This is a genomic window from Chryseobacterium vrystaatense, assembly GCF_000737765.1.
In the GTDB taxonomy this organism is placed as follows: Bacteria; Bacteroidota; Bacteroidia; order Flavobacteriales; family Weeksellaceae; genus Chryseobacterium; species Chryseobacterium vrystaatense.
This window is the reverse complement of record NZ_JPRI01000008.1, coordinates 85,305-109,729: the sequence shown is the minus strand read 5'-3', so window position 1 is coordinate 109,729 and position 24,425 is coordinate 85,305. Positions and strand designations below refer to the sequence as shown.

19 protein-coding genes are annotated in these 24,425 nt (G+C 37.5%); 10 read left to right on the top strand and 9 right to left on the bottom strand.

The features are described from left to right. Nucleotides 1-16: 16 nt before the first annotated feature. On the top strand, nt 17-1,411 hold the full coding sequence (locus IW16_RS18615; protein WP_034731926.1) for a type III PLP-dependent enzyme domain-containing protein: 1,395 nt from the start codon (nt 17-19) through the stop codon (nt 1,409-1,411). Between the two features lie 153 nt (nt 1,412-1,564). Here IW16_RS18615 and IW16_RS18610 read toward each other — a convergent pair whose 3' ends face one another. Beyond that, nucleotides 1,565-2,770 (bottom strand): WD40/YVTN/BNR-like repeat-containing protein, encoded by a 1,206-nt coding sequence (locus IW16_RS18610; protein ID WP_165572004.1) that lies wholly within the window; start codon nt 2,768-2,770, stop codon nt 1,565-1,567. A 97-nt stretch (nt 2,771-2,867) separates the two neighbouring features. Next, nucleotides 2,868-3,527, bottom strand: coding sequence for an HAD family hydrolase (locus tag IW16_RS18605; RefSeq protein WP_034747961.1), 660 nt, complete (start codon nt 3,525-3,527; stop codon nt 2,868-2,870). Nucleotides 3,528-3,999: 472 nt separating this feature from the next. On the opposite strand from IW16_RS18605, the gene speB reads away from it, so the two are divergent. The 4 genes from speB (at nt 4,000) to IW16_RS18585 (ending at nt 7,980) form a co-directional block, all read left to right on the top strand. Further along, nucleotides 4,000-4,857: an agmatinase gene (gene speB / locus IW16_RS18600; RefSeq protein WP_034747958.1), complete on the top strand. Its 858-nt coding sequence runs from the start codon at nt 4,000-4,002 to the stop codon at nt 4,855-4,857. Between the two features lie 69 nt (nt 4,858-4,926). After that, nucleotides 4,927-5,787 (top strand): bifunctional helix-turn-helix domain-containing protein/methylated-DNA--[protein]-cysteine S-methyltransferase, encoded by an 861-nt coding sequence (locus tag IW16_RS18595; protein ID WP_034747955.1) that lies wholly within the window; start codon nt 4,927-4,929, stop codon nt 5,785-5,787. 172 nt (nt 5,788-5,959) lie between these two features. Further along, nucleotides 5,960-7,357 (top strand): toxin-antitoxin system YwqK family antitoxin, encoded by a 1,398-nt coding sequence (locus tag IW16_RS18590; protein WP_034747953.1) that lies wholly within the window; start codon nt 5,960-5,962, stop codon nt 7,355-7,357. A 14-nt stretch (nt 7,358-7,371) separates the two neighbouring features. After that, complete coding sequence (locus tag IW16_RS18585) at nt 7,372-7,980, top strand: alpha-ketoglutarate-dependent dioxygenase AlkB family protein (RefSeq protein ID WP_034748502.1); 609 nt, start codon at nt 7,372-7,374, stop codon at nt 7,978-7,980. Between the two features lie 151 nt (nt 7,981-8,131). Here IW16_RS18585 and IW16_RS18580 read toward each other — a convergent pair whose 3' ends face one another. From IW16_RS18580 to IW16_RS18565, 4 genes are all read right to left on the bottom strand, one after another. Then, entirely contained in the window at nt 8,132-9,991 is a 1,860-nt protein-coding gene (locus IW16_RS18580) for a CocE/NonD family hydrolase (RefSeq protein ID WP_034747951.1), read from the bottom strand. A 147-nt stretch (nt 9,992-10,138) separates the two neighbouring features. Next, the gene (locus IW16_RS18575) at nt 10,139-12,868 is read right to left on the bottom strand and encodes an outer membrane beta-barrel protein (protein WP_034747949.1); all 2,730 of its coding nucleotides are present in this window, start codon (nt 12,866-12,868) and stop codon (nt 10,139-10,141) included. 95 nt (nt 12,869-12,963) lie between these two features. Continuing rightward, nucleotides 12,964-13,383: an SH3 domain-containing protein gene (locus tag IW16_RS18570; protein ID WP_034747947.1), complete on the bottom strand. Its 420-nt coding sequence runs from the start codon at nt 13,381-13,383 to the stop codon at nt 12,964-12,966. Between the two features lie 7 nt (nt 13,384-13,390). Then, entirely contained in the window at nt 13,391-13,876 is a 486-nt protein-coding gene (locus IW16_RS18565) for a BON domain-containing protein (protein ID WP_034747943.1), read from the bottom strand. 220 nt (nt 13,877-14,096) lie between these two features. Between IW16_RS18565 and IW16_RS18560 the strand changes: the two genes are divergently transcribed. Together IW16_RS18560 and IW16_RS18555 are read left to right on the top strand one after the other, a co-directional pair. Continuing rightward, nucleotides 14,097-15,347: a dicarboxylate/amino acid:cation symporter gene (locus IW16_RS18560; RefSeq protein ID WP_034747940.1), complete on the top strand. Its 1,251-nt coding sequence runs from the start codon at nt 14,097-14,099 to the stop codon at nt 15,345-15,347. Between the two features lie 6 nt (nt 15,348-15,353). Continuing rightward, nucleotides 15,354-16,076: a phytanoyl-CoA dioxygenase family protein gene (locus tag IW16_RS18555; protein ID WP_034747937.1), complete on the top strand. Its 723-nt coding sequence runs from the start codon at nt 15,354-15,356 to the stop codon at nt 16,074-16,076. Between the two features lie 140 nt (nt 16,077-16,216). Here the strand turns inward: IW16_RS18555 and IW16_RS18550 are convergent, their stop codons facing one another. Next, on the bottom strand, nt 16,217-19,018 hold the full coding sequence (locus IW16_RS18550; RefSeq protein WP_034747933.1) for a GH92 family glycosyl hydrolase: 2,802 nt from the start codon (nt 19,016-19,018) through the stop codon (nt 16,217-16,219). Nucleotides 19,019-19,120: 102 nt separating this feature from the next. Here IW16_RS18550 and IW16_RS18545 point away from each other — a divergent pair, with 102 nt between their 5' ends. Then, nucleotides 19,121-21,463 carry an outer membrane beta-barrel family protein gene (locus IW16_RS18545; protein ID WP_034747931.1) on the top strand — a complete coding sequence of 781 codons (2,343 nt, stop codon included), beginning with the start codon at nt 19,121-19,123 and terminating at the stop codon, nt 21,461-21,463. A gap of 297 nt (nt 21,464-21,760) precedes the next feature. Here IW16_RS18545 and IW16_RS18540 read toward each other — a convergent pair whose 3' ends face one another. Beyond that, entirely contained in the window at nt 21,761-22,216 is a 456-nt protein-coding gene (locus IW16_RS18540) for a hypothetical protein (RefSeq protein ID WP_034747928.1), read from the bottom strand. Nucleotides 22,217-22,374: 158 nt separating this feature from the next. Between IW16_RS18540 and IW16_RS18535 the strand changes: the two genes are divergently transcribed. Together IW16_RS18535 and IW16_RS18530 are read left to right on the top strand one after the other, a co-directional pair. Next, the gene (locus IW16_RS18535; RefSeq protein WP_034747925.1) at nt 22,375-23,484 is read left to right on the top strand and encodes an Mrp/NBP35 family ATP-binding protein; all 1,110 of its coding nucleotides are present in this window, start codon (nt 22,375-22,377) and stop codon (nt 23,482-23,484) included. 46 nt (nt 23,485-23,530) lie between these two features. Next, nucleotides 23,531-23,779 carry a NifU family protein gene (locus IW16_RS18530; protein WP_051890476.1) on the top strand — a complete coding sequence of 83 codons (249 nt, stop codon included), beginning with the start codon at nt 23,531-23,533 and terminating at the stop codon, nt 23,777-23,779. A gap of 206 nt (nt 23,780-23,985) precedes the next feature. On the opposite strand, the gene IW16_RS18525 is transcribed toward IW16_RS18530, so the two are convergent. Continuing rightward, the gene (locus tag IW16_RS18525; protein ID WP_034747921.1) at nt 23,986-24,420 is read right to left on the bottom strand and encodes a hypothetical protein; all 435 of its coding nucleotides are present in this window, start codon (nt 24,418-24,420) and stop codon (nt 23,986-23,988) included. Nucleotides 24,421-24,425: the final 5 nt, after the last annotated feature.

Here is a 24,425-nt window from a genome sequence, read left to right as displayed (position 1 = left end):
ATTCACTTGTCAAGAAATGAAAATAAAGTACTCGGAACTTATTGATCAGACATTGTACTTTCCTACAGAGGAATTTAATGTTTCTGAGAACAATTTGTTATTTCACGATGTTCCTTTAATGGAAGTCGTTGAAAAATTTGGCACACCGCTAAAAATTAGCTACCTGCCGAGAATTTCTCAAAATATCCAGAAGGCGAAAAGCTGGTTTAGGGAAGCTTTTGAGAAAGCCGAATATAAAAAGAATTATACCTACTGCTACTGTACAAAATCCAGTCATTTCAATTTTGTGCTTGAAGAAGCTCTTAAGAATGATATTTCTATAGAAACGTCTTCAGCCTATGACATGGATATTGTAAAATCTCTTTATGGGAAAGGTAAAGTAGATAAAAATATCGAGGTCATCTGTAATGGATTCAAGACTGATGATTATCTGGCGAAAATTTCGGAGATGATCAACAGCGGTTTTGAAAACATTACCCCGATCCTGGATAACTACCGTGAGCTGGATAAGCTTACAGAAAGTATTGATACCACTTTCGATATCGGAATCAGAATCGCTTCTGAGGAAGAACCGAAATTCGAATTTTATACCTCAAGATTAGGGATAGGATATAGAGATATCATTCCTTATTACAGCCAGAAAATCGCTGAGCACCCGAATGCAAGACTGAAAATGCTTCACTTCTTCATCAATACGGGGATCAAAGACACGGCTTATTACTGGAATGAATTGTACAAATGTCTTCGTGTATACGCACGTTTGAAGAAAATTGCTCCGGAAGTAGACTCACTGAACATTGGTGGAGGTTTCCCAATCAAAACTTCTTTAAACTTTGAGTATGACTATCAGTACATGGTAGAGGAAATTGTTTCTCAGATCAAGAAATTCTGTGAAGAGGAAGGAGTTGAAGAGCCTAATATTTATACTGAATTCGGAAGCTTTACCGTAGGAGAAAGTGGAGCGAATCTTTATAAAATCATTTCTCAGAAACGTCAGAACGACAGAGAAAAGTGGAATATGATTGATTCTTCATTCATGACTACACTTCCTGATACATGGGCAATTTCCAGACACTTTATCATGCTTCCGCTGAACAGATGGGAAGATACGTATGAAAGAGTATTCCTGGGTGGACTGACTTGTGATTCGGATGATTATTACAATTCTGAACAGCATACCAATGCGATCTATCTGCCGGTTTTCAGCGATACCAAACCCCTGTATATTGGATTTTTCCATACAGGAGCCTATCAGGAAACGATCGGAGGATATGGTGGTGTTCACCACTGTCTGATGCCTCAGCCGAGACATGTCTTAATTCAGAAAGATGAGAATGGTGAGCTTCAGTATGAAGTATTCCGTGAAAAACAGGAACCGGAAGATATCTTGAAAATTCTAGGTTATAAATAAGACTTCAACCTGTCATTGCGAGGAACAAAGGTAACGAAGCAATCTCACTTTTCACTTCGTTTATTCAGAATGATAGGTCATAATAATAGATAAAATAAAAACTCTCAGATTCTGAGAGTTTTTATTTTTTTATCATAATGTTGAAATCACATCCTATTTAATCTGGATTTTTTGAGAATAATCTCTTTGTTCACCATGAATAGTAACGATGTAAACTCCCTGATTAAGTTCAATAGTTTTGGTTTCTCCTTTCTTCACAGGTACTCCGGACTTTATTAAGGCCCCGGACATATCATAAATAGAAATATTTCCACGTGTTGAAGGGGATTGTACAACGACTGAATTGTTTTGAGTATAAACTTTAAATGAGTTTACAGTTGTTTCTTGGGTTGCCAATGCAGATGCGTTAGAATATTTATAGAATTTGTTACCTCCCACAGCATGGCCTACATTTCCGATGCTTCCCATATAACTGATATATTCGTTTCCCGGAAGCGTATAGATGACATCCTTAGTCTTAATATTGTATATTTTTTGGTCTGCATATCCCATAAACATCCCATCTGGGAAAGCATCTGTAACAGCATATCTAATGAAGTTATTGGGTAATTTCTGCCATATATTGTTTGATGATTTAAGGAAGGTTGTACCATCGTAGCCTAATGTACCATAGAAATATTCTCCTGTAAGATATCCTTTATAATGTACACTGGTATATCTACGGGATTGGGCAGTAGAATAATTGGGCATTGTTAAAATCTGTGTCCAAGTCTCTCCATAGTCATTGGTCTGATAGAGATACATGCCGATAATGCCATATCCTTCACCAGTACTTGGGTTTATACTTTGACCATTGGAGTTAAGCTCAAAATCATTTGAAGAATATATTTTCACGACTGTCCAGTTTTGACCTCCATCTGTGGTTTTGTATTTACCTTTGCTGGTTTTCATAATTCCTTCAGTAAGGGAAGAATATTTCACGCTTCTAAGATAACCCATAGAGTTACTTACAGTTGATATTGTCCAGGAGATACCTCCATTGGTTGTTTTATAGATATTTTGGTCATGGAAAGCCCATATATTATTTTCATCCAGAAAGCTAAAACCAGGAACATATCCTAAATTATTCTGTTTGAAAATTTCGGTCCAGGTTGTTCCTCCGTCTGCCGTGTACTTAATAGCTCCTTTGCCATCATTAGTAAATCCAGATACAAATCCCTTATTTTCATCAATAAATGCAGCAACCCAGTTTTGAGAGTGGTCCGTGAATGTGTATTTTAAATTCCAGCTATTTTGGCTGTAGAGAGCATGATTTCCTATAGTGGCAAAAAGAACAGCGGTCAATAATTTAAATTTCATAATTTTAGTTTTAAAAAGTTTGTAAAAGTAGAGAATTTGCATCAATCTTTATTTACAAATGAGCCAAAAAAACGCTCAATTTTGAGAGTTTTTTCATTTAAAAATATTTTGAAAGCTTATCCAGTTCCAGTTCTTCATAATCTGAAACCACGATATCGGCTAAAGTATAATCCTGATTTTTTGAATGTGGACTTCTGTAGGCTGCACAGAAAATTTCAGCTCTGCTTGCTGCAAGAATTCCGTTGGTAGAATCTTCAATGACCATACAGTTTTCTGCCGGTTCTTCTGCCATTTCTGCGGCTAAGAGAAACACCTCCGGGTGAGGCTTGGATTCCTTTAGAGCCGCACCGCTTATTTTTCCGCTGAAATACTGTTCAAGCCCAAACTTTTCAAAAACCATATTGATAGTAATCATCGTTGCTGAAGAAGCAAGTATAAGCTTAATGCCACTCTCATGATAATGTTTGATCAGTTCCCTTACTCCAGGAATCAGGTCAAATTCTTCATCATTATCAAAATAATCTTTGAAATGAGCTCTTTTAATGGCAGCAATAGTTTCGTAGGTCTGCGTTAAATTATATTTCCCGATCAGTGTTTCAGCCACTCTTTTCGTGGAAGCTCCCGTTAAAGAGGTGTATAAATCTTCGGAAACAGTGATCCCCAGTTCGTTAAATGTTTTGAAATAAGCTTTTCTGTGAAGTGGTTCTGTATCTACAATAACCCCGTCCATATCGAAAAGAACAGCTTTTAAGGACATATTTTGTTTTTTACAAAAGTAGGGAATTGGTTTGAAAGGGGAAAGGGGAGGAGAGCTAAGCTAGGAATTAAGAATCAAGAGTCAAGATGCTAGATGTCAGATATCAGATATCAGACATGAGACTTTTTTGGATTAAGTTTAGAAAATGTTAATGGTGAATGATAGAACCAAGAACCAAGAGTCAAGATGCTAGATGTCAGATATCAGATATCAGACACGAGACTTTTTTGAATTAAGTTTAGAAAATGTGAATGATAAAATCAAGAATCTAGAGTCAAGAGTCAAGAACCAAGATGTCAGGCAATGATCCGGTTGACTTAATTACTGCGAACTGGCAACTGGCAACCATCAAATTTATGACCACCAGCAACTGACAACAGATCTACACTCATTTACCTTCAAACTCACAAACTCTTTGTATCTTTGTCAGGAATATTTCAATCTTTAAATCATTTAAATTTTTAAATAAAACATGAGAACATACGCAGGAATTCCTGAAGAAAATGCAACGTTAGAAAACTCTAAGGTAATGCTGGTAACCGTTCCTTACGATGGAACTTCAACATGGGGTAAAGGAGCGGACAAAGGTCCGGAATTATTTCTTGACGCTTCCGAAAATATGGAGCTTTATGATATTGAAACAGGAACTGAACCTTTCCTTGAGGGAGTGTATCTGGCTGGAGAAGTTTCTGAAAATTCCAGTCCTGAAGCGATGACGGAAGCCGTTTACCAAAAAACAAAAGAGTTATTGAATAATGAAGGAAAGGTATTTACCCTTTTTGGAGGTGAGCATTCTGTTTCTATTGGTTCAATCCGTGCGGTAGGTGAGAAATTTGAAAATCTTACTGTTCTTCAGTTAGATGCTCACACAGACTTACGTCCGGAATTCCATGGATCTACTTCTAACCACGCATGTGCGGTTTTTGAGGCTAATCAGAAGCATAACTTAGTGCAGGTGGGAATCCGTTCTATGGATGCTGAAGAAGCGGAATACCTGCCTGAAGGAAGAGTGTTTTTTGCGCATGAAATTGCAAACAATGACAACTGGGTGAATGATGTTCTGGAAAAAGTTTCAGGAAACGTTTATATCACGATTGACCTTGATGCTTTTGATCCTTCGATTGCTCCATCTACAGGAACTCCGGAACCTGGTGGGCTTCAATGGTACCCAACATTGGAATTATTGAAAAAAGTATTTGAAAAATGTAATGTAGTAGCTTTTGATATTGTTGAATTAATGGATTCTCCAATGCCTAAACCAACTGCTTTCTTAGCCGCTAAGCTATATTACAAAATGCTTGCTTACAACCATATCTATAACAACAACTAAAATTCCGCAAGAATCAGATTTTTTCTGCCCTGTATTCTTTGGAAATTTGTGAGGTAAAAAAGAAATAGTATGTCCGCACAAAGTCAGATCGATTATAACAGAATTGCCAAAGCGATAGAATATATCCAAAGCAATTTCAGGCTTCAGCCAGGTTTGGAGGAAGTGGCAGATAAAATACACTTGAGTCCCGCTCATTTTCAGAGGATATTTACTGAATGGGCAGGAACAAGTCCCAAGAAATTTTTACAGTTCATTAGTCTTGAACATGCCAAAAATTTATTGAAGGAAGAGAAAGCGAGTTTATTTGATACCGCTTATGAGACTGGATTCTCCAGCACAAGCAGGCTTCATGACCTCTTTGTGAAAATAGAAGGAATGTCTCCGGCGGAATATAAAAACGGCGGAAAAAGCCTGAATATCAATTACAGTTTTTCCAAAAGTCCTTTTGGATACGTAATGGCAGCCTCAACAGAAAAAGGGATCTGCTATATGGCTTTTGAAGACGATAAAGAAACAGCATTGGGAAAGTTGAAACATACATTTCCCAATGCTTCTTTTTTTGAAAGGCTGGATGTTCTCCAGAAAAATGCCTTGTCCATATTCGATCAAGACTGGACGAAACTCAATACAATTAAATTACACTTAAAAGGAACAGATTTTCAGCTTAAAGTCTGGGAAAGTCTGCTCTCTATTCCAATGGGAAAACTCTCTACCTATGGCAGCCTGGCAGAAAAAATAGGAAATCCCAATGCATCCAGAGCTGTTGGAACTGCAATAGGCAGCAATCCTGTAGCGTTCCTTATTCCCTGTCACCGTGTCATCCAGTCTACGGGACATATTGGAGGTTACCGATGGGGAAGCGAAAGAAAACAGCTGATGGTAGGCTGGGAAAGTTCGCATATGTACTCTGAAAATTCTATTTTACCATAATCTATTACTGAACAGGGATTCATAAATTTAGGTTTCGGCTAAAACTCTTCTGGTGATGACTTTTTTATTGATCCTTTTTGTATCTGTCTTTGAAAATTATTTGTCCGATTTATGTTTTGTATTACCTTTAGATTTTAAAAGTGTGTAATATTTCGAATTGACATTCATCACCATGAATTTTGAAATTAAAGAAGGGCTCAATTTGCTTTCTATAAGTTATGAACCTAAATACTATAGTGAAAGTCTTACGATAGGAAACAGTCCGGTACTTTTTCTTTGGGATGACTGTGATGATCCTGGAGATGAAAACCTGGTGTTGCTTCCTATGGATAACGAAAGTAAACACTTAATTCATAATAAACTGGAGAATGTTGATCTGGATGTAGATTATACAGACCGGATAGAGGATTTATTTGATATTTTGGAACCTTTACTGCAGGTATTAAAAAACGGGAAGTATCATCTTGATTTTACTGTACCTAAAATACACAAGAATTCTGGTCGTATTGCTGCTTTTGCAGAAGAAAGGCTTGACAGGCAAGACGTAGAAAAAGAAATCAAAAAATATGATGACAAGTTAAGGCAGAATATCATATACGATTATACTTTTCACGGAACTTACAACGGAACTCATCGTTTTAATGAATATGAACAGCCTTTTGTAGCCTGGAAATCCAAAGAAGAGATCAATATCAATCTTATAGAACATTATGAAAGCCTTATTTCATCCGGTGCGCGGCCGTTTGCCATCATTTTTACCGGAAAATTTTTAGAAGATGATTATCCGCACGAATATATTCTCGATGGGCATCATAAGCTTTGTGCGTACAGGAAACTTGGAATTGATCCGCCTTGTGCTGTTATCACATTTGTACCGGAACACAGATCGGAATTTGAAATCGATCTGGAAGGTATTTCAAGACTTATCTTTCCGTGGCAGTTTGATCATTTTTACGAAAACTGGCATGGGAAAAATAACTATTTTAAGAACAACCCTGAAAGTTCTCTTAAAAAATATTTCAAAAACGGGTTAGTTACATTTTTATATCCTGACGACAGAAAAAGAGCAGAGGGATTCTATATCAATAATCTTCCGGATGGCGATTTTAAGCATTGGTACGAAAATGGAAAAATAAGTACTATCAAAAGTTTTTCTCTTGGAAAACCTACAGGAAGATCAGTATATTATTATGATGATCAATCAGATCCCAGTGACAGTGAAAATTCTTTGGATCACCGGAATATCGGTTATGAATTTATCTATAAAAATGGAGAACTCAGGGTGACAAAAAACTGGAATAGAGAAGGTAAAATAGAATCCATTGCCATCCATGATTTCAAAAGCATAAAACAGATTCCTTTAACGGAGGAGATTATTTGGGAGTATTCGATGGAAAGTTACAGGAATACAGTAAGGCAAAAGGAAGCTGAAGAAAAAATAAAAGAACTTGAAAAAAAAGCCAGAGATATTCAATGGACAAAAATAAAGAAGGAGGAGGTCATGTATGAACGGCTGAAGTTACTTCTGATCGCTGTAGTTATTCTGGTAGTTATAATTTACTTTATATAAAATTTTAAATAATGATGAATCTGTTTGAAGACCTGTCAGAATTTCCGGTGAATATTCTTCCGAATGACGGAACGGTCCATTATTACGGAAAAATCTTTGACAAAGAAAGGTCAGACTTTTTTTATGATTACCTGCTCCATCAGATTCCCTGGGAAAATGATGAGGCGGTGATCTTTGGAAAATTGATTTTAACAAAAAGAAAAGTAGCCTGGTTTGGAGAGAAAGCCTTTGAATATACGTATTCCAAAAGGACAAAACAGGCGAAGTTCTGGACTCCCGAATTATTGGAGTTAAAGAAAAAGTGTGAAGAAGTTTCGGGAGAAACATACAATTCCTGCCTTCTCAATTTATACCATGACGGAAGTGAAGGGATGGCCTACCACAGTGATGGTGAAAAAGACCTTAAAAAATATGGGGCCATTGCATCCCTTACTTTTGGGGCAGAAAGAAAATTCTTATTTAAGCATAAAACAACCAAAGAGAAAGTGGAAATATTTCTGGAAGATGGAAGTTTGCTCATTATGAAAGGGACAACACAGGAAAACTGGATGCACAGACTTCCTCCGACAACGAGAGTAAAAACACCGAGAGTGAACCTTACATTCAGAACGATTGAGGAGTAAGAAAATGATACCGCTTGTGGCTGAGGTATTCGAAATCTATCAGTCACCTAATGAAAAATTCCGGTCGCTGAGGTTATCAGCGACCGGAATTTTAATTTAACAGTATCTATACTATATAGCTGGCTCATGCTTATGAAGCCACACCACTTTTTTATTTTAAGACTTCAACTTCAATAGAACTGTCGTTATACACTTTGATGAAAGCTTTTGTATAATCTTCCTTCGTGGCAAAATTTGGATTATCCATGAATTTCTGAGGATTGACAGCAAAAAGTGGCCACCATGTACTGCTGATCTGAATCTGGATTTTGTGTCCTTTCTTGAAAGTATGTACAACATCCTGCAGCCTGAAATTGACGGCAGTCTTCTGATTAGGAACCAGAGCTTCTCCCTTCTCTCTTGAGTTTCTGAATCTGGCAGGCATGATCTCACTTCTTACCATTTGGTGGTAATTTGGATAGATCACACCCTCTTTCTTTTCTTTAGGTTTGAAATCCTCAGGGTAAACGTCAATTAATTTTACAGCAAAATCTGCGTCAGAAGAAGAGGAGGCGATATTCAGTTTAGCTATAATCTCTCCTGCGAAACTCATGTCTTCCGTTAAAACATCAGTGGTAAAAGTCAGAACATCAGGTCTGCCAACGGCAAATCTCTGGTCTTCCGACATATAGTTTTTAGGAGTAAATCCATTGAAATCTTTCAGGTTGTCTGAGCTTAAAACAGGATTGTTAGGGTCACTGTAGTATTCTGAAAATCCCTGTCCGGAGGCATTTTTTAATGTTCCGTCAGTTAAGTAGAAATTGACCTTCTGAGCATTTTTAGGAGGATAAGAGGCAAATTCTCTCCATTCTTTGGATCCTGTATCATACATCAAAGCTTCCGGAAGTCCGGCATCTTCTTTTGTATTTCCTTTTAAATAGTGATTAAAGAATTTGGTTTCAATATTCTTCTGATAGTAGGTGGCAATGCTGTCTCCAAAATAAATCTGATTGTGAAAATGTTTCCCTTGTTCCTGTGCCCATGCTCCATGAGAGAAAGGTCCCATGACGATCGTGTTTTTAGCTTTAGGACTTGTTTTTTCTATGGTTTTGTAAATATTTAATGGTCCCGAAAGATCTTCTGCGTCAAACCATCCTCCAACAGTCATTACGGCATGGTTTACATTTTTAAGATGAGGAAGAAGATTCCTTTTCTGCCAGTATTCATCGTAATTTGGATGGTTCATGATCTCGGTCATGAAGAAATTGTTCTTATAGTATTTTTCATAACCATCCTTTAAAGTTCCCATATCTCTGTAAAACTTAAGGCCGTCTTCTGAAGTCTGCTTAATGAAAGAATCCATATACCAGGCTTTGTTTTCAGGTTTTGTCTTCTGAACACCGAAAACAGGAAAAGTTCTGAAATAGCCCATCATAAATCTTCCGTTGTGAAGAAAATCATCATTCCAGAAGTCAGAAATAGGAGCCTGAGGAGATGAAGCTACCAGAGCAGGATGCTGCGCCAGTATTCCTACTGCTGTATAAAATCCGGGGTATGAAGTACCATACTGTCCGGCCTTACCATTATTGTCTTTAACGTTTTTCAAAAGCCATTCTATCGTGTCATAGGTATCTGTGCTTTCGTCAACATCTTTTTTCGTTTTGCGGTCTGTCTGAGGAGTCATATTGGTGAAGGTACCTTCGCTCATATACCTTCCGCGTACATCCTGGAATACAAAAATATATTTGTCCTTCATCAAAAACTTATTAGGTCCCAGTTTCGCTTTATACTCATTTTCTCCGTAAGGAGCAATGCTGTAGCAGGTTCTCTGCATCAGAAAAGGATATTTGTTTTTATTTGAAATATCTTTCGGAACATAGACCGCTGTGAAAAGCTTTACTCCGTCACGCATCGGAATGTAGAATTCCTTTTTGGTGAAATTATCTTTTACGAAAGTATCCTTCTGATCCGTGCTCTGTGCACTTCCAAGGATAAAAAATAAAATAAATAAAATTGAAATATGGATCTTCATAAATAAAATTTACGGCTAATTTAAAAATAAAATGCATCCAAAACACGGTATAGTCCTAATCTTTACGTCTGAAAACATAAAACAATAAAAAAAGGCTGGAATAATCCGGCCTTATGGTTAATGATGAAAATAAAAAACATGTTCTTTTTACATCTTTTTCCCTGCAAACCTGTTAAGTTTCATACTCAGCGAGAACATGATGTAACGCTTCAGGATGAGATCTTCGCGGTCTTCAATGTATGAATTGGAGATGATTCTTCTGACACTTTGGTTTTGATTCAGCACATCATAGACTTTCACCTTTGCAGTGAATTGTTTTTTTAAGAATGAATATCCTAAACTGGTATTCCAGAAATAAAAATCTTTTTTAAAGCCGGGTGCAATATTGGAATTTGTATTGTATTCAAAATCATTTCCGAAAACCAGCCTGCTGCTGAAAAGATAATTGGTGAGTTCCAGTTTCAGGGTCTGACTGGCGGTATTTACTTTGTCAATACTGTAGTTTGTATATTTTGAGAAATTATAGGCAAGTCTGTAAGAGGGTTTAATGCTGAATTTATCTTTAATCTCATAGGTCACATTAAGACCTGGGTTCAAGCTGTATGAAGCATTTGTAAAAAACTGACCGTTAATGAATCCTTTGTTGTAAGTGTACTGCATATTGAATCTTGGACCTATCGTCAGTTTACTGTCTTTCCATTTGAACGTTTTGTTGAATCCTGCACCTGCGGTCATATTCTTATTACCGCTTACGTTATCATATGTTACAAGCTGTTTGCCTGAATTATCATATCTTGAATAATTGACAACGTCATTATTTCTGTACACAAAACTAAGACTCACGTAATAATTTACATTTTTTACCAGATTGTAATTATTAAAAAACAAAGAACTGTTATTGCTCCATGTGTTTTTTAAGCTAGGGTTTCCTGTAGAAGTCACTAACGGATTGGAAGTGTCTTCATAAGGGGTAAGCTGTTCTGCACCGGGAATCGTAAAATCTGAGTAATTGTAAAGATTTAACATTGCATTTTCGGAAAACTGATACCGGAAATTAAAATTATAGCTCGGAAGTGCAAAATTTTTCTGAAGACCGTACTGCTGACTGTTATAAACGGAACTGACTTTCATATCCGAAATGTCAACAGTCATCGATCCCCAAAGGCTGAATTTCTTTTTATTCATTTCAAAAGAAAGTTGGGGTGAGATCTGGCTGATCTTTTGTCTCAGGCTGTTAGACAAAGGTGAATTATAGTCAGAATACTCTCCTGAAGCAGCATTAAAATCATTAACATCTCTGGAGTCTCTTGAAATTTTTGAGTTATAGGCCACTTCAAAACTTACCGATGCAGAATCTGAAATAGGTTCAGTATATCCTGCACTGAAATTATAGATACTGTTTTGATTGATGGTTCTGGACAGCTGGTTTCTGTTGTCGTTCTGTTCGTTGCCCTGATAAAATAATGTTTGGGATCGATTGAGATCATTATTGTTCGACTGGGAAATCGTGCTGGTCATTTTAGCATTCAGTGACCGCCTGTCCTTTCTGAATTGTTTTGAATAATAAATATAAGGATTAAATGAATTGTTTACCGACTCAGTGCTTGTGTAAGAATCATTTTCATTCAGCAGCCCATTATCTCTTAATGTAGAAGATTTTGAGCGTCTGATGCTTGAATTTTGAGTATTGCTAAATCTTGGTGAAATATAAACTGTGCTTAAAGAATCCAGTTGGATTTTTGCTGATGCGTCTACATTGTACTGTTGAGATTCGCTCTCACCTTTGCTTTCAGAATGAGTAGTAAGCGTATAGTCAGGAAGAAGAGTCGTTCTTGATGACTTGGATGCTGTTTCCGTATCAGAATTGGAATGATTTAAACTGAAATTATCCAGGTCCATCTCCTTTCCGAACTTGTCATTGTAATTAATTCCTATGGTTGTGGATTTCTGTATCCCTTTTCCTCTGCCGGATGAGGATACTCCACTCTGTATTCCCGAAGAGTTCCTGCCTTCTCCCATGCTGTCAAAAACATCATCATTGGAAAAGCCCTGAGAATTGATATTGTTGGATGAAGCAATAAGGCTTATTTTGGTATCTTTTTTAAAATAACTGACCAATGCGCTGCCTTCATAACGCTTGTCTGAGCCATAACCCAGCATAAGTCTGGACAGCAGTCCCTGATTCTTTTTTTCGTCAATATTAAAATTGATCGTTGTATTAGTAGATTTTGGTTTCTTTCCGCTTAATTCTTCCTCTTTTGTTTTGGTTGTTGTAAACTGGATATTTTTAATGATATCTGCAGGAAGATTCTGAAGAGCTATTTTACCGTCTTTATCAAAAAAAGGCTTACCGTTGATCATGATCTGATCTACTTCCTTTCCGTTTACAGTGATCTTTTTATCGTTGTCGATCTCTACACCCGGAATCTGTTTCAGAAGTTCTTCAATTTTACTGTCAGGGCGGACTTTTATCGCAGAAGCATTAAATTCTACAGTGTCTTTCCTGATCTTTACCGGAGATACGGTGATCTTTATTTCTTCAATACTCTGAACCTTATTTTTTCCAAGTTCTATGGCTCCTAAAGAAAGAGACTCACTTATTTTTGCTATCTTTTTTGAATAGGGAGAAAGCTTTTCTGCATTGATCATTAAAATAGAAGGCTCACTCCGGGCATCTGTTTTCAGGGAAAATTTACCCTCTTTATTGGTAGCGGTATAGTTGATGATGGATGAATCTTTTTCTTTAAGGAGATAAATTGTAGCATTTTCCAGCGGTTTTTGATCAGAATCAGACACCTTTCCGTTAATGTATATGTTTTGTGCATTCAGGACCATACTATTGATTGCCAATAGCAGCAGCCATAAGAGTTTCTTCATTCAGTGCTTTCTTTAACGGCGTAAAAGTATAAAAAAACATCCCCAATTGGGGATGCCTGTCTTAATTTTTTCAAAAGTTTAATATTTCGAAAAATTTATGCTCTTAAATATCTTGAATAAGCATAACCTTCCTGACCGTCGTCAGTTTTCACTTTCCACCAGTCATCAGAAGTCTGCTCGATCAAAGTTACTGATGAACCTTTAGCAGCTTTTCCTACTACAGCAGCTTCGGTAGAAGGCTCCTGTCTGATGTTTAGATTAGAATCTTCTGTAGCTACTGTTAAAGCAGCACCTGAAGTTAATCCTGAAACCTGTACGTCAATATTGATATCTGAAGCCGAATAAGTAGAATCGATAGTTCCTAAAGCATTCCAAACTGCATCTTTTGCTGCTGTATTGGAAGCACTTCCTGAAACGTAAAGAATACCGTCCTGCTCCTGAACCTGAAGATTGGAGATTCCTGCAGACTGTGCTGCTGAAACTACACTTGAATATTTATCTTGTAATGTACTCATCTTAAAATTATTTTACCACTAGGTTATTGTTATACTTTCCGATTTTCAAAGCATCTACAGATTCTTTGATCTTTCTTGCCTGAAGGCCGGAAACATTTCCAGTTAGAGTAAGCTGTCCGTTTACAACTTCCACTTTTACAGATGGGAAATCTTTAACTGCGTCCTGAACTTTTTTCTGAACTGCAGGATCTACAGCAGATGCAGTTTCTACCGGTGCAGTTGCAGCAGGAGCTACAGTAGCCATATCCATTACTTCTTTTACTCCGTTGATAGCTTTTAACTTGGTGATCATAGCATCCTTAGACTGCTGATCAGCAAAAGTTCCGCTTAAATGAGCAACTCCTTCTTTTACTTCAACAGTAGCATTGGGATTAGAAGTTACGATGGTTGTAGCCTGAGTCTGAAGATCGGCATCAGAAATTTTCTTTTTACAAGAAACCGCTCCAAAAGATATAGCTACAGCTAGGGCAGCCATTGCGATAGTTTTTTTCATATTGTATATTTATAATGTTGTTAATACAATCAAATGTAATAATAAAATTTGTACCAAAAGAATAAAAAATCAATAAATGTTTCTTAATTTTTTTGCAATATTTTATAAATCAATGTTTTAATTTTAATGTATTATATACTTAATCCAAACTTAACCGGAATAAGACAAAATATTGTACCAATTGAAAAACTGTTATATTTGTGGGAATTGAACAATATATATGAAAGGACAAAATAAACTTTTTATAGCCATTATCATTGCGCTTATCCTGGGAGTAGGAATCGGAGGTATCGTACACGTAAAATATCCTGAAAGTGCGGAACCTTTTTCCAAGAATATCAAACTGCTGGGAACTGTTTTTATCAGACTTGTACAGATGATCATTGCACCATTGGTGTTTACGACCCTTGTGGTGGGAATTGCCAAAATGAGTGACATCAAAATGATCGGAAGGGTAGGAACAAAAGCAATGTTGTGGTTTATTTCCGCATCACTGGTTTCTCTTTTTATAGGACTGATCCTTGTGAACTGGCTGGAACCCGGCCATGTAACTAAACTGCCGATTCAGGATGCTGCCGCTGCGGAAGATCTTCTTAAAAGCAGCAAAAGTTTTTCACTGGAAGACTTTGTAAAACACATGATCCCTAAAAGTTTATTTGAAGCTTTTGCGACCAATGAGGTACTTCAGATTGTAATTTTTTCCATCATGTTTGGAGTAGCTCTTGCTAATTTGGGAGAAGAATACTCGAAGCCTGTGGTTAAACTTTTTGATATTATTGCCCACGCTATCCTTAAAATGGTTGGCTACATCATGTGGTTTGCGCCGTTTGGAGTTTTAGGAGCTATTGCTGCGGTAGTGGCGATGAATGGGTTCGAAATATTTAAAGTATATGCTATTTATCTGAGAGACTTTTTCTTTGCACTGGCTGTACTTTGGCTGGTACTTTTACTGGTCGGTTATCTGATCTTAGGAAACCGTCTTTTCGAACTGCTTAAAAGAATCAAAGCACCTTTACTGATTGCTTTCTCGACGACCAGTTCAGAAGCTGTTTTCCCTAAATTGGTGGAAGAGCTTGAAAAATTCGGATGCAACAACAGAGTGGTATCTTTTATTCTGCCTTTAGGATATTCATTTAATCTCGACGGAAGTATGATGTATATGACATTTGCTTCTATCTTTATTGCGCAGATTTATGGTATTGACATGACATTGGGGCAGCAGATCACAATGCTTTTAGTACTAATGCTTACCTCAAAAGGTATTGCCGGAGTTCCAAGAGCTTCACTGGTAATCATCGTGGCTACCTGTTCCATGTTTGGAATTCCTCCGGAAGGAATCGCTTTGATTCTGCCGATCGATCACTTCTGTGATATGGGAAGAAGTATGACAAATGTATTAGGAAATGCATTGGCTACTTCCGCTGTTTCCAAATGGGAAGGACAGCTTGAAAATACACCTCAGGAAGTTTAACAAAACATGACAAAACAATATATACAGAATCATAAACAATATTTCCTTGAAAAAGGCCTTACCGTAATCAATTCGGTCTTTTCTGATGATGAGATTGAAAAGATAACAAAGTGCATTCGAAATGCAGATACATCGAGAGAGAATTTCAGAAAATCTGATGATCTTTTTGCCGTAAGACAGTTCCTGAAAGAGATTCCGGAAGCTAAGGATCTGATATTTAACGATACCATTAAAACCATTGTCAAACAACTCTTCGGAGAAAAATATTTTGCCATAAAAAGTATTTACTTTGACAAACCGGAAACCTCCAATTGGTATGTTGCCTATCATCAGGATCTCACCATTTCAGTTGATAAAAAACTGGAAATAGAGGGGTTTGGATCATGGACGACAAAAAAAAATCAGTTTGCTGTACAGCCGCCCCTGCCTATTCTGGAAAATATCTGTACTATCAGAATCCATCTGGATGATACGGATGAATATAATGGAGCACTGAAAGTCATCCCGGGATCGCATACCAAAGGAATCCGCAGACCGGAAACCATCGACTTAAAAACAGAAACAGAGAAATTCTGCGATGTACAGAAGGGTGGTGTTATGATCATGAAGCCGCTTACGCTTCACGGTTCCAATAGAACTACTGATGGCAGACGAAGAAGAGTTATTCATATAGAATTTTCTGATATGGAACTGCCTGAACAGTTGCAGTGGTCTGAAAGAATAAATTAAAAAGATTACGAAATCTGATTAATAGAGGGTGCTTAGATTTTGCTCAGCATCTTAATAAAACAAAATTCCCCTTTGAAATTTTCAAAGGGGAAATTTTTTATAATCTTCAAACTCATGTTAACTTCCAGCTTCTTCCCGATTTATTTCACAGAAATCTCGTCAATAAAAATATATGCCTCACCACCGGCTCCCTGATGCCATTTCGGAAGTTTTCCGTAGTAATGTGCTTTTACTTTTATATAACGGGCTTCGGTCGGAAGAATTTCTGCTTCGAAATCTCTGATCTGTACTTTTTCATCTTTAGGATCTATACTGTGATCTATTGTTTTCAACAGGATAAAGTCTTTTCCGTTCATGGAGGCATAGTATTCTACTTTTTTAGGCATTAAAATCCATGCTTTGCTGTCCTGAAGGTAGGTCGAGGATAATTTCGTGATTTGCTGAGGTGATTTTAAGTCAATTATTGCTTCAAAATTCTGTCCCTGGTAGCCATGCCATTCCCCTTTTCTCCAGTTCACATCACCTTTGATTCCATCAATCAAAGCCAGTTTTCCGTTAGCTGTATATTGAGGTGTTGCTTTTGAGTTGATGGTAATATCCCAATAATTTGGTCTTCTGTTGAACTGAGAAACGGTAACAGAACTCTTTTCTCCGTTTCTTTCAGAATAGGCGAGAACCTGGGTGGTTTTGCTGATGGTAAAAGGTCCTTTATACGGGGTGAAAGTTTTTCTTACATTGGCATCGTCTGAATTCATGGTCATGTAATAGACTTTATCCGCAGGATTCAGTGGGGATATCTGCACTTTCGCAGAGAAATCGAAGATCCTGTCTGACGCGATAACCGGTGCTGCGGTAAGCTGGTTATATTTGAAATCTTTCACAGGTCTGCTGTTTTCAAACCCCAGTTTTTGAAGCTCAGATTTACTGGTGTTTTTAGTGATTACTTTTGTTGTACCATCTTCCAGATGAATTTTAACCTCATCAAAATAAGGTGTTGTCGTTTGCCATTCCGGAAGTCCGGGAGTAACTGCATAGATTCCCATTGAGCTCAGAATATACCATGCACTCATTTGCCCGCAGTCTTCATTTCCGATGAGTCCATCCGGAGTGTTTTTATAAAAATTATCAAGAATATATTTGATCTTGGCATCTGTCTTTTCCGGTTTTCCTACATAGTTGTACAAATAGGCAATGTGATGGCTGGGCTCGTTCCCCTGGGCATATTGTCCCATCAGACCTGTGATATCTACCTGCTCTCTGCCTGTTGTTTTATCTGGTGCTTCGAACAGAGCATCAATGAACTGTTCAAATTTTTCCGTTCCGCCATGAGCAGCAATCAGTCCGGGAATATCCTGTTGTACAGAATACGAATAATGCCATGAATTTCCTTCTGTGTAATTATTGTTGACCTCTCTTGGATCGAATGGCTCGTACCAGTTTCCGTTCTTTCTCGGCTGCATAAAGCCACTTGTTGGATTATAAAGATTTTTCCAGTTCTGGGAACGTTTCATAAAGTTTTGATAATCTTCTTTTTTGCCTAAAATCTTAGCCATTTGTGCGATACACCAGTCATCGTAGGCATATTCTACTGTTTTGGAAACACTTTCGTGTTCATCATCAATACTGATATAATTGTTATGTTTGTAAGCATTTAAACCAAAAATATCCTGCATAGCAGAACTTTTAGATGCCTGAAAAGCTTTTTCATAATCAAATCCCTTGATGCCTTTGGCCATTGCATCTGCGATTACAGAAACAGAATGATAACCGATCATACATTCGGTTTCGTTGGAGGCCAGTTCCCAAACCGGAAGTTTTCCGCCCTGCTCATATTGTTTGATAAAAGTATTGATGAAATCTGCTGTTCTTTTTCTGTCAATCAGGGTCATGAGTGGATGAGCAGCTCTAAACGTGTCCCAAAGCGAGAAGACAGAGTAATAATCAAATCCATTCGTTGTGTAAAGTTTGTTATCACGACCTCTGTATCTTCCATCTACATCCATATTGATATTCGGTTGGGTAAAAACGTGATAAAGGGCTGTATAGAAAACAGAAAGTTTATCTTGATCATCAGATTTAACTTCAATTTTTGAAAGCTCCCTGTTCCAGTCGGTTTCTGCCTGTTTTTTTATCGTTTCAAAATCATTGGATTTACCTTCTGCCAGCATATTTTTTTCCGTTCCTTCATAACCTGTCGGAGAAATGGAAACTTTTACGCTGATCTTTTCACCTTTTTTAACATCAGCTGAAAATGCCAGTGCCAGTTTTGTTCCGGAAAAAAAAAGGTCTTCATGTCTGCCGTCAACCTCTTTTTTAGAGATCTTCATCGGTTTTGAAAACTCAATTCTGGCGTAGACATACTGATTGGTTGCCCAGGCCTCACTTCTTCTGAACACCTCAATGGTTTTATCATCAATAATCTTCACTTCTCCTTCCAGTAATTTGTCCCTGTGGTTGAGATCAAGAACGATATTGGCTTTTCCTGAATTGTTAAAAGTATATTCGTGGTAACCGACTCTTTTGGTCGTAGTCAGGCGGACATCGATATTGTTTTTATCTAATTTAACTGAATAAAATCCTGCCGATGCTTTTTCATTTTTATGTGAGAACTTGGAAGAATAGTCTTTGCTATTTAAGCTTGCATTTCCCATTGTAGGCATCAGCATAATATCTCCGTAATCAGAAACCCCTGTTCCATTGAGATGCGTATGTGAAAAACCATAGATCACAGAATCTGAATAGTGATATCCGCTGCATCCGTCCCAGCTTCCGTCTATCCTGGTATCGGGAGAAAGCTGTACCATTCCGAAGGGAACAGTAGCTCCCGGAAAAGTATGGCCGTGGCCTCCGGTTCCTATAAAAGGATTTACATATTGAGAATAATTCTGGGAATATATGATCTGGGCAATGAATAATGAGAAAACTGCCAGTCTTTTTTTCATATCATAATTTTATACCAACGAATATATTGAAAAAACAGCAGAACGGAATGTAATAAAAGAAAGTCAGGAATTGTCTTATTGAAAACTATTACTACAAAATACATGAAGAAAATATTAGTTTCTGTGATCATGCTGCTTCCGGTTCTTGGTTTTTCGCAGAGTATTACAGGAAAGATTACACAGACGGGAAATTCTGTTTCATATATAGAAATCATAGCCGTAAAAGATACAATCAGACAAACCGCTATTTCAGATGATAAAGGAAATTATTCTTTAAAACTTCCCGATAACGGAAATTACAATATAAAATTGATCCAGGACGGAAGAGAAATATCAACTGTGGATATTAGCGTAAACGGGGAAATGAAGCAAGACTTTTTCCTTGAAAAAAAAGAGGAAAAGCAGATTGAAGGAGTTACTCTTACTGCCAGAAAAAAGCTTATTGAGAGAAAAGCGGACCGGCTCATTTTTAATGTATCCAACTCTGTTGCTTCTCAGGGAATGGATGGTGCCGAAGCATTGTCAACGACGCCTTTGCTTAAAGTGGATGATAATGCAGGAATTTCAATCGCAGGAAAAAGTGGAGTAGCAGTAATGATCAACGAAAGAATGCTGAATCTCTCAGGAAGTGAACTTGTTACTTATCTTAAGAGTCTGAGATCTGAAAATATAGAAAAGATTGAAGTGATTACCACACCTCCCGCAAAATATGAAGCCCAGGGAAACAGCGGACTCATCAATATTGTTTTAAAGAAAAACCAAAATCTGGGCTGGAACGGAAGTGTGACCACGAGCCTTCAGCAACAGACCTATACCGGGGTTTCAAACAATATAACAGTCAATTATCAGAATGAAAAACTGCGTTCATCATTGAAATTAAGACAGTATGATACTCAAAAACATTCCTACGAAAACTATACAATAGAAGGCGCAGACGGTCTTAAAAGCTCGGACAACAGGAGAGATTTCGGTGACGGGCTTGGGGCTAATTTAAGTGTTGACTATCAGCTCAATGCCAAATCCAATGTTGGGTTTATTTACGATTATGGGTTCAGTCATTCCAATATGGATGTTCAGAATACTTCCAATTATTTTCAGGATGGAATGTATACAAGTACACTGTCTACTTATGCGGAACACCGTGCCAGAAACCAGCAGCAAACCATAAGTGCATACTACGATCACAAATTTGGAAGACTGAATCATAAACTGAGCATTACAGGAAATTATTTCTCCAATAGTCCAAAGAGCATGATTGATTTTACCACGATGGAAAATTCGGGGGACAGTTTTGTAGTGAGAACACCTTCTTCCGTTGATTATAAAATTTATTCGGGGCAGGCTGATCTTACCCTTCCGTATGAATTTGCAAAGGTGGAAACAGGAGTTAAGTTCACCAATTTTGACAACAATTCAAATATTTCTTACCAGAATCTCACGAATGGAAGTTTTATTACAGATCCTTTAAAAAGCAATGTATTTGAGTACAACGAGAAAAACTATGCAGCCTATGCCAGTTTTGAAAAAACGTTCAGTGAAAAATGGTCGGCAAAAGCAGGACTTCGCTATGAGTATTCCACAGTGAATGGTCATTCTTTAACCTCAGGGCAGCAGACAGAAAATTCTTACGGTAAATTCTTTCCTACGGCTTATATCACTTATAAAAGCAATGAGAATAATACTTTCAATTTAAACTATTCCAAAAGGATCAACAGACCAGGATTCCGTGCGATTAATCCTTACCGTTGGTATATCAATGTCAATTCTTATTTTACCGGAAATCCTTTACTGAAACCCTCTATCAACCATAATTTTGAGATTTCACATGTGTATAAAGGAAAGCTGTCAACCACTGCTTATTTCCAGAGAACGGTAGAAGCATTCAGCCAGTTGGTGAATCTTCAGGGGGAAAACAGGATCAGTACTTTTGCCAATTATTATAATCAGAACAGTATGGGAGCTACCGTAAATTATTCTGATACTTTCTTTAAATTCTGGGAAGCTAATTATTCTGCTGATCTGTCTTATATGGAAACTAAAGTTTTTGATACCGATGCTGCATCAAGAAAAGGAAACAGCTATAGTTTTGATTTTCAGAACAACCTGTCACTTAACAAAAGCAAAACTGTACAGATGATGTTTAACTATTGGTTCCGGCTGCCTTCCAATTCGGGGAATTCCTACATGAATTATGCAGGACTTGTTACCGCCGGGCTTAAATTGAGCCTTATGGAGAAAACGCTGCAGATGAATCTGTTGGTTTCAGATATCTTTAAACAGGGCAGGAGCCGTGGAGAAATCTATTATACAACAGGCACCCATTATTACAATAATTATTATGATGCGAGAAGGCTTACTTTATCGGCGACGTATACTTTTGGAAATAAAAAAGTAAAAGGGACTGACCGTAATGTGAAATTTGATGAGAAAAACAGGGCAAATTAAAAAAGATTGCTTTCCCGGAAGATGTTTTCATTCGTTCTTGAATATGGAATTCAGGAGGTGTCTGTGTATGAATGTAGGTTTTGACTCAAGCCACGTGAGTGGTAATGGATTTGTTAAACTAAAGTCTCTTTCTATTGATGAAACGGAGATCGTGTTCAAAAGAAATAAAGAAGGTTGTTTTTTCCTGACAGGAATTTTACTCTGTTAATCTCAATCCGTTCAAGCATTGAAAGAACTTTTATGCTTTGCTGATATAAGAATTTACAGCCATACCAATGAAAATGTGATCGGTAATATTTAAACTTCTCCATCAAAAGTATCATTTAAATAATCCTGCTGGTGAGTTTCTGTGCGGTCGGTTCCTAAAAATTTTTTCCAGACTTTGGACTCATGATATACAATTCCCATTTCCCATACACAATACGTCGGGAGGTGAACTGTATTTCTGTCCCAGACTTCAAATGTTCCCGAGCCGTCATAATAAACACTTTCCCAGAGTTCGTTCTCGCTTCTCCATGTACAGACCAGCAGCAGATACTTTTCGCCACATCTGTGCATGATAACAAATCCAAGATCATTTATATTCTGAAATTTTTCTTCGGCATTTTCTATGCAGATCTTGGCATTGGTAATATCCTGGAATGAAACAGCAGCAGGATCTTCTGCAAGATTATACCATTTGAATCTGGTTTTTCCAAGTGTGAAAATACCTTTGGGAGAGGAATATTTAGAGGGATAAGGACTGGAATTCATAAGGAATATTTTAGAATGGTGAAACTGTATTTTAAAGATGGAGATAAGAAATTGAAGAGCGTCTGTTTTGTAATCTTATTTATGATATGGAGTTATAGATTTTATTGATTCTAAATTATCGAAAAAATCCGTAAATTTGTGAACAATTTATATTTAGTATGTTGACGAAAGAAAAGGTTCAAGATTTCCTTAAAGAGATAGAGGTAGATGATTTGGTGAATAACTTTCAGATCATGGGTGATGATGTTTATATTGACATGACTGCTCATTCTCCTGCCATGCACGAAAAGAAAAAGCTGGAAGCAGCGATGAAGCAGGCTTTTGCCAGTGAGTTTGGAGAAGACATTCATCTGAAACTTAAAATTGTTTCTCCGGAACCAAGTGAGATTCAGCAAAGCCAGATTAAAGGTAAGCAGATTCCGGGAATTCAGAATATTATTGCTATTGCTTCCGGAAAAGGAGGGGTAGGAAAATCTACAGTTTCTGCAAATATGGCAGTTACCTTAGCTAAAATGGGTTTCAAAGTAGGAATACTGGATGCCGATATTTATGGGCCGTCTGTTCCTACCATGTTTGATACAGAAGGTGAAAAACCGATTTCTGTAGAAGTTGACGGAAAAAGTAAAATGAGACCTATTGAAAATTATGGCGTGAAAATGCTTTCTATAGGATATTTCTCAGGTGCTAATCAAGCGGTAGTATGGAGAGGCCCGATGGCTTCAAAGGCACTGAATCAGATGATCAGAGATGCAGCTTGGGGCGAACTTGACTTTTTATTGATCGACCTTCCTCCGGGAACAGGAGATATCCACTTATCCATCATTCAGGAAGTACCTGTAACAGGTGCTGTGATCGTAAGTACACCTCAGCACGTAGCATTAGCTGACGTTAGAAAAGGTATTGCGATGTTCCAGATGGAAAGTATTAATATTCCGGTTCTTGGATTAATCGAAAATATGGCGTATTTTACGCCGGAAGAACTTCCTGATAATAAGTACTACATCTTTGGACAGCAGGGAGCTCAGTATCTTGCTGAAGATCTGGGGATTCCGGTATTGGGAGAGATCCCGTTGATCCAGAGTATCAGAGAGGCTGGAGACGTCGGAAGACCTGCAGCGCTTCAGGAAGGCTCTAAAATTGCAGAAATCTACACTGAAACTGCGAGAAAAATGGTAGAAAGTCTGTTGGAAAGAAACAAAAATCTTCCACCTACAGAAGCTGTAAAGATTTCGACCATGGCAGGATGCTCGCCGAAAGCTAAAAAATAATTATTTTCAATTAAGTTTGAAAAATGCCGAATTGAACTAAAGAAATATGGAAACAAATATAACACACGAAGATACAGTAACGAGAGTAATGGAAGCTCTGGAAAGCATCAGACCGTTCCTTAATAAGGATGGAGGTGATATCGAGCTTATTGACGTGAAGGATAACCAGGTTTTTGTGAAACTTTTGGGTAACTGTTCCGGATGTTCGCTGAATTTCTCAACCCTTAAACTGGGCGTTGAAAATACCATCAAGCAACATGCTCCGGAGATTCAAAAAGTAATCAATGTAGAGTAAAAAATTACAAGAAATATTTTTTAAAGACAGGTTTTTCAGCCTGTCTTTTTTTGTTCTGATTTCAGAGCACCAGCATAAAATATCCGACAGATCAGGAAGCTTTTATTGTACTGATCAGACAACTTATTATTCTTGTCATTGAAAGGCAAAAAAAGACCTGATAAATAAATTACCAGGCCTTAAAAACAAGATTAAAAAAATATAGATTATGAATTTTGTGCTAAAAACTTCTTGTAGTTTTCCTCGTTTTCGAAATAAGCTACCTCTCCTTCATCACTGATCATGACAATATAAGCATTGGCTTTATCTACTTTCTTTCCGCTAAGAGGATCTACTGCTTCCCTCACGCTTTGATCGTTGGGAATCTTTTCCACACACATTTCGCAGCAGCCATAGTATATCTTTCCATCATAGGGAACTTCCATCTGCTTTTTGCCCATATAAGCATTGTTGACCATACAGACCGTTTCATTGGGTACCTGATCGCCTTTTTTGTATTTTCCTGAAGATGCTGCAGGCTGTTCTTTTTGTACAGGTTGTGGTTCTGGTTGCGGACTGCTTTTGGTTGTCTCCTTGCCACACGCATATATAATGGCAGATCCGAAAATAATGATGAATGTGTTTCTGAATATTGCTTTCATTGTTG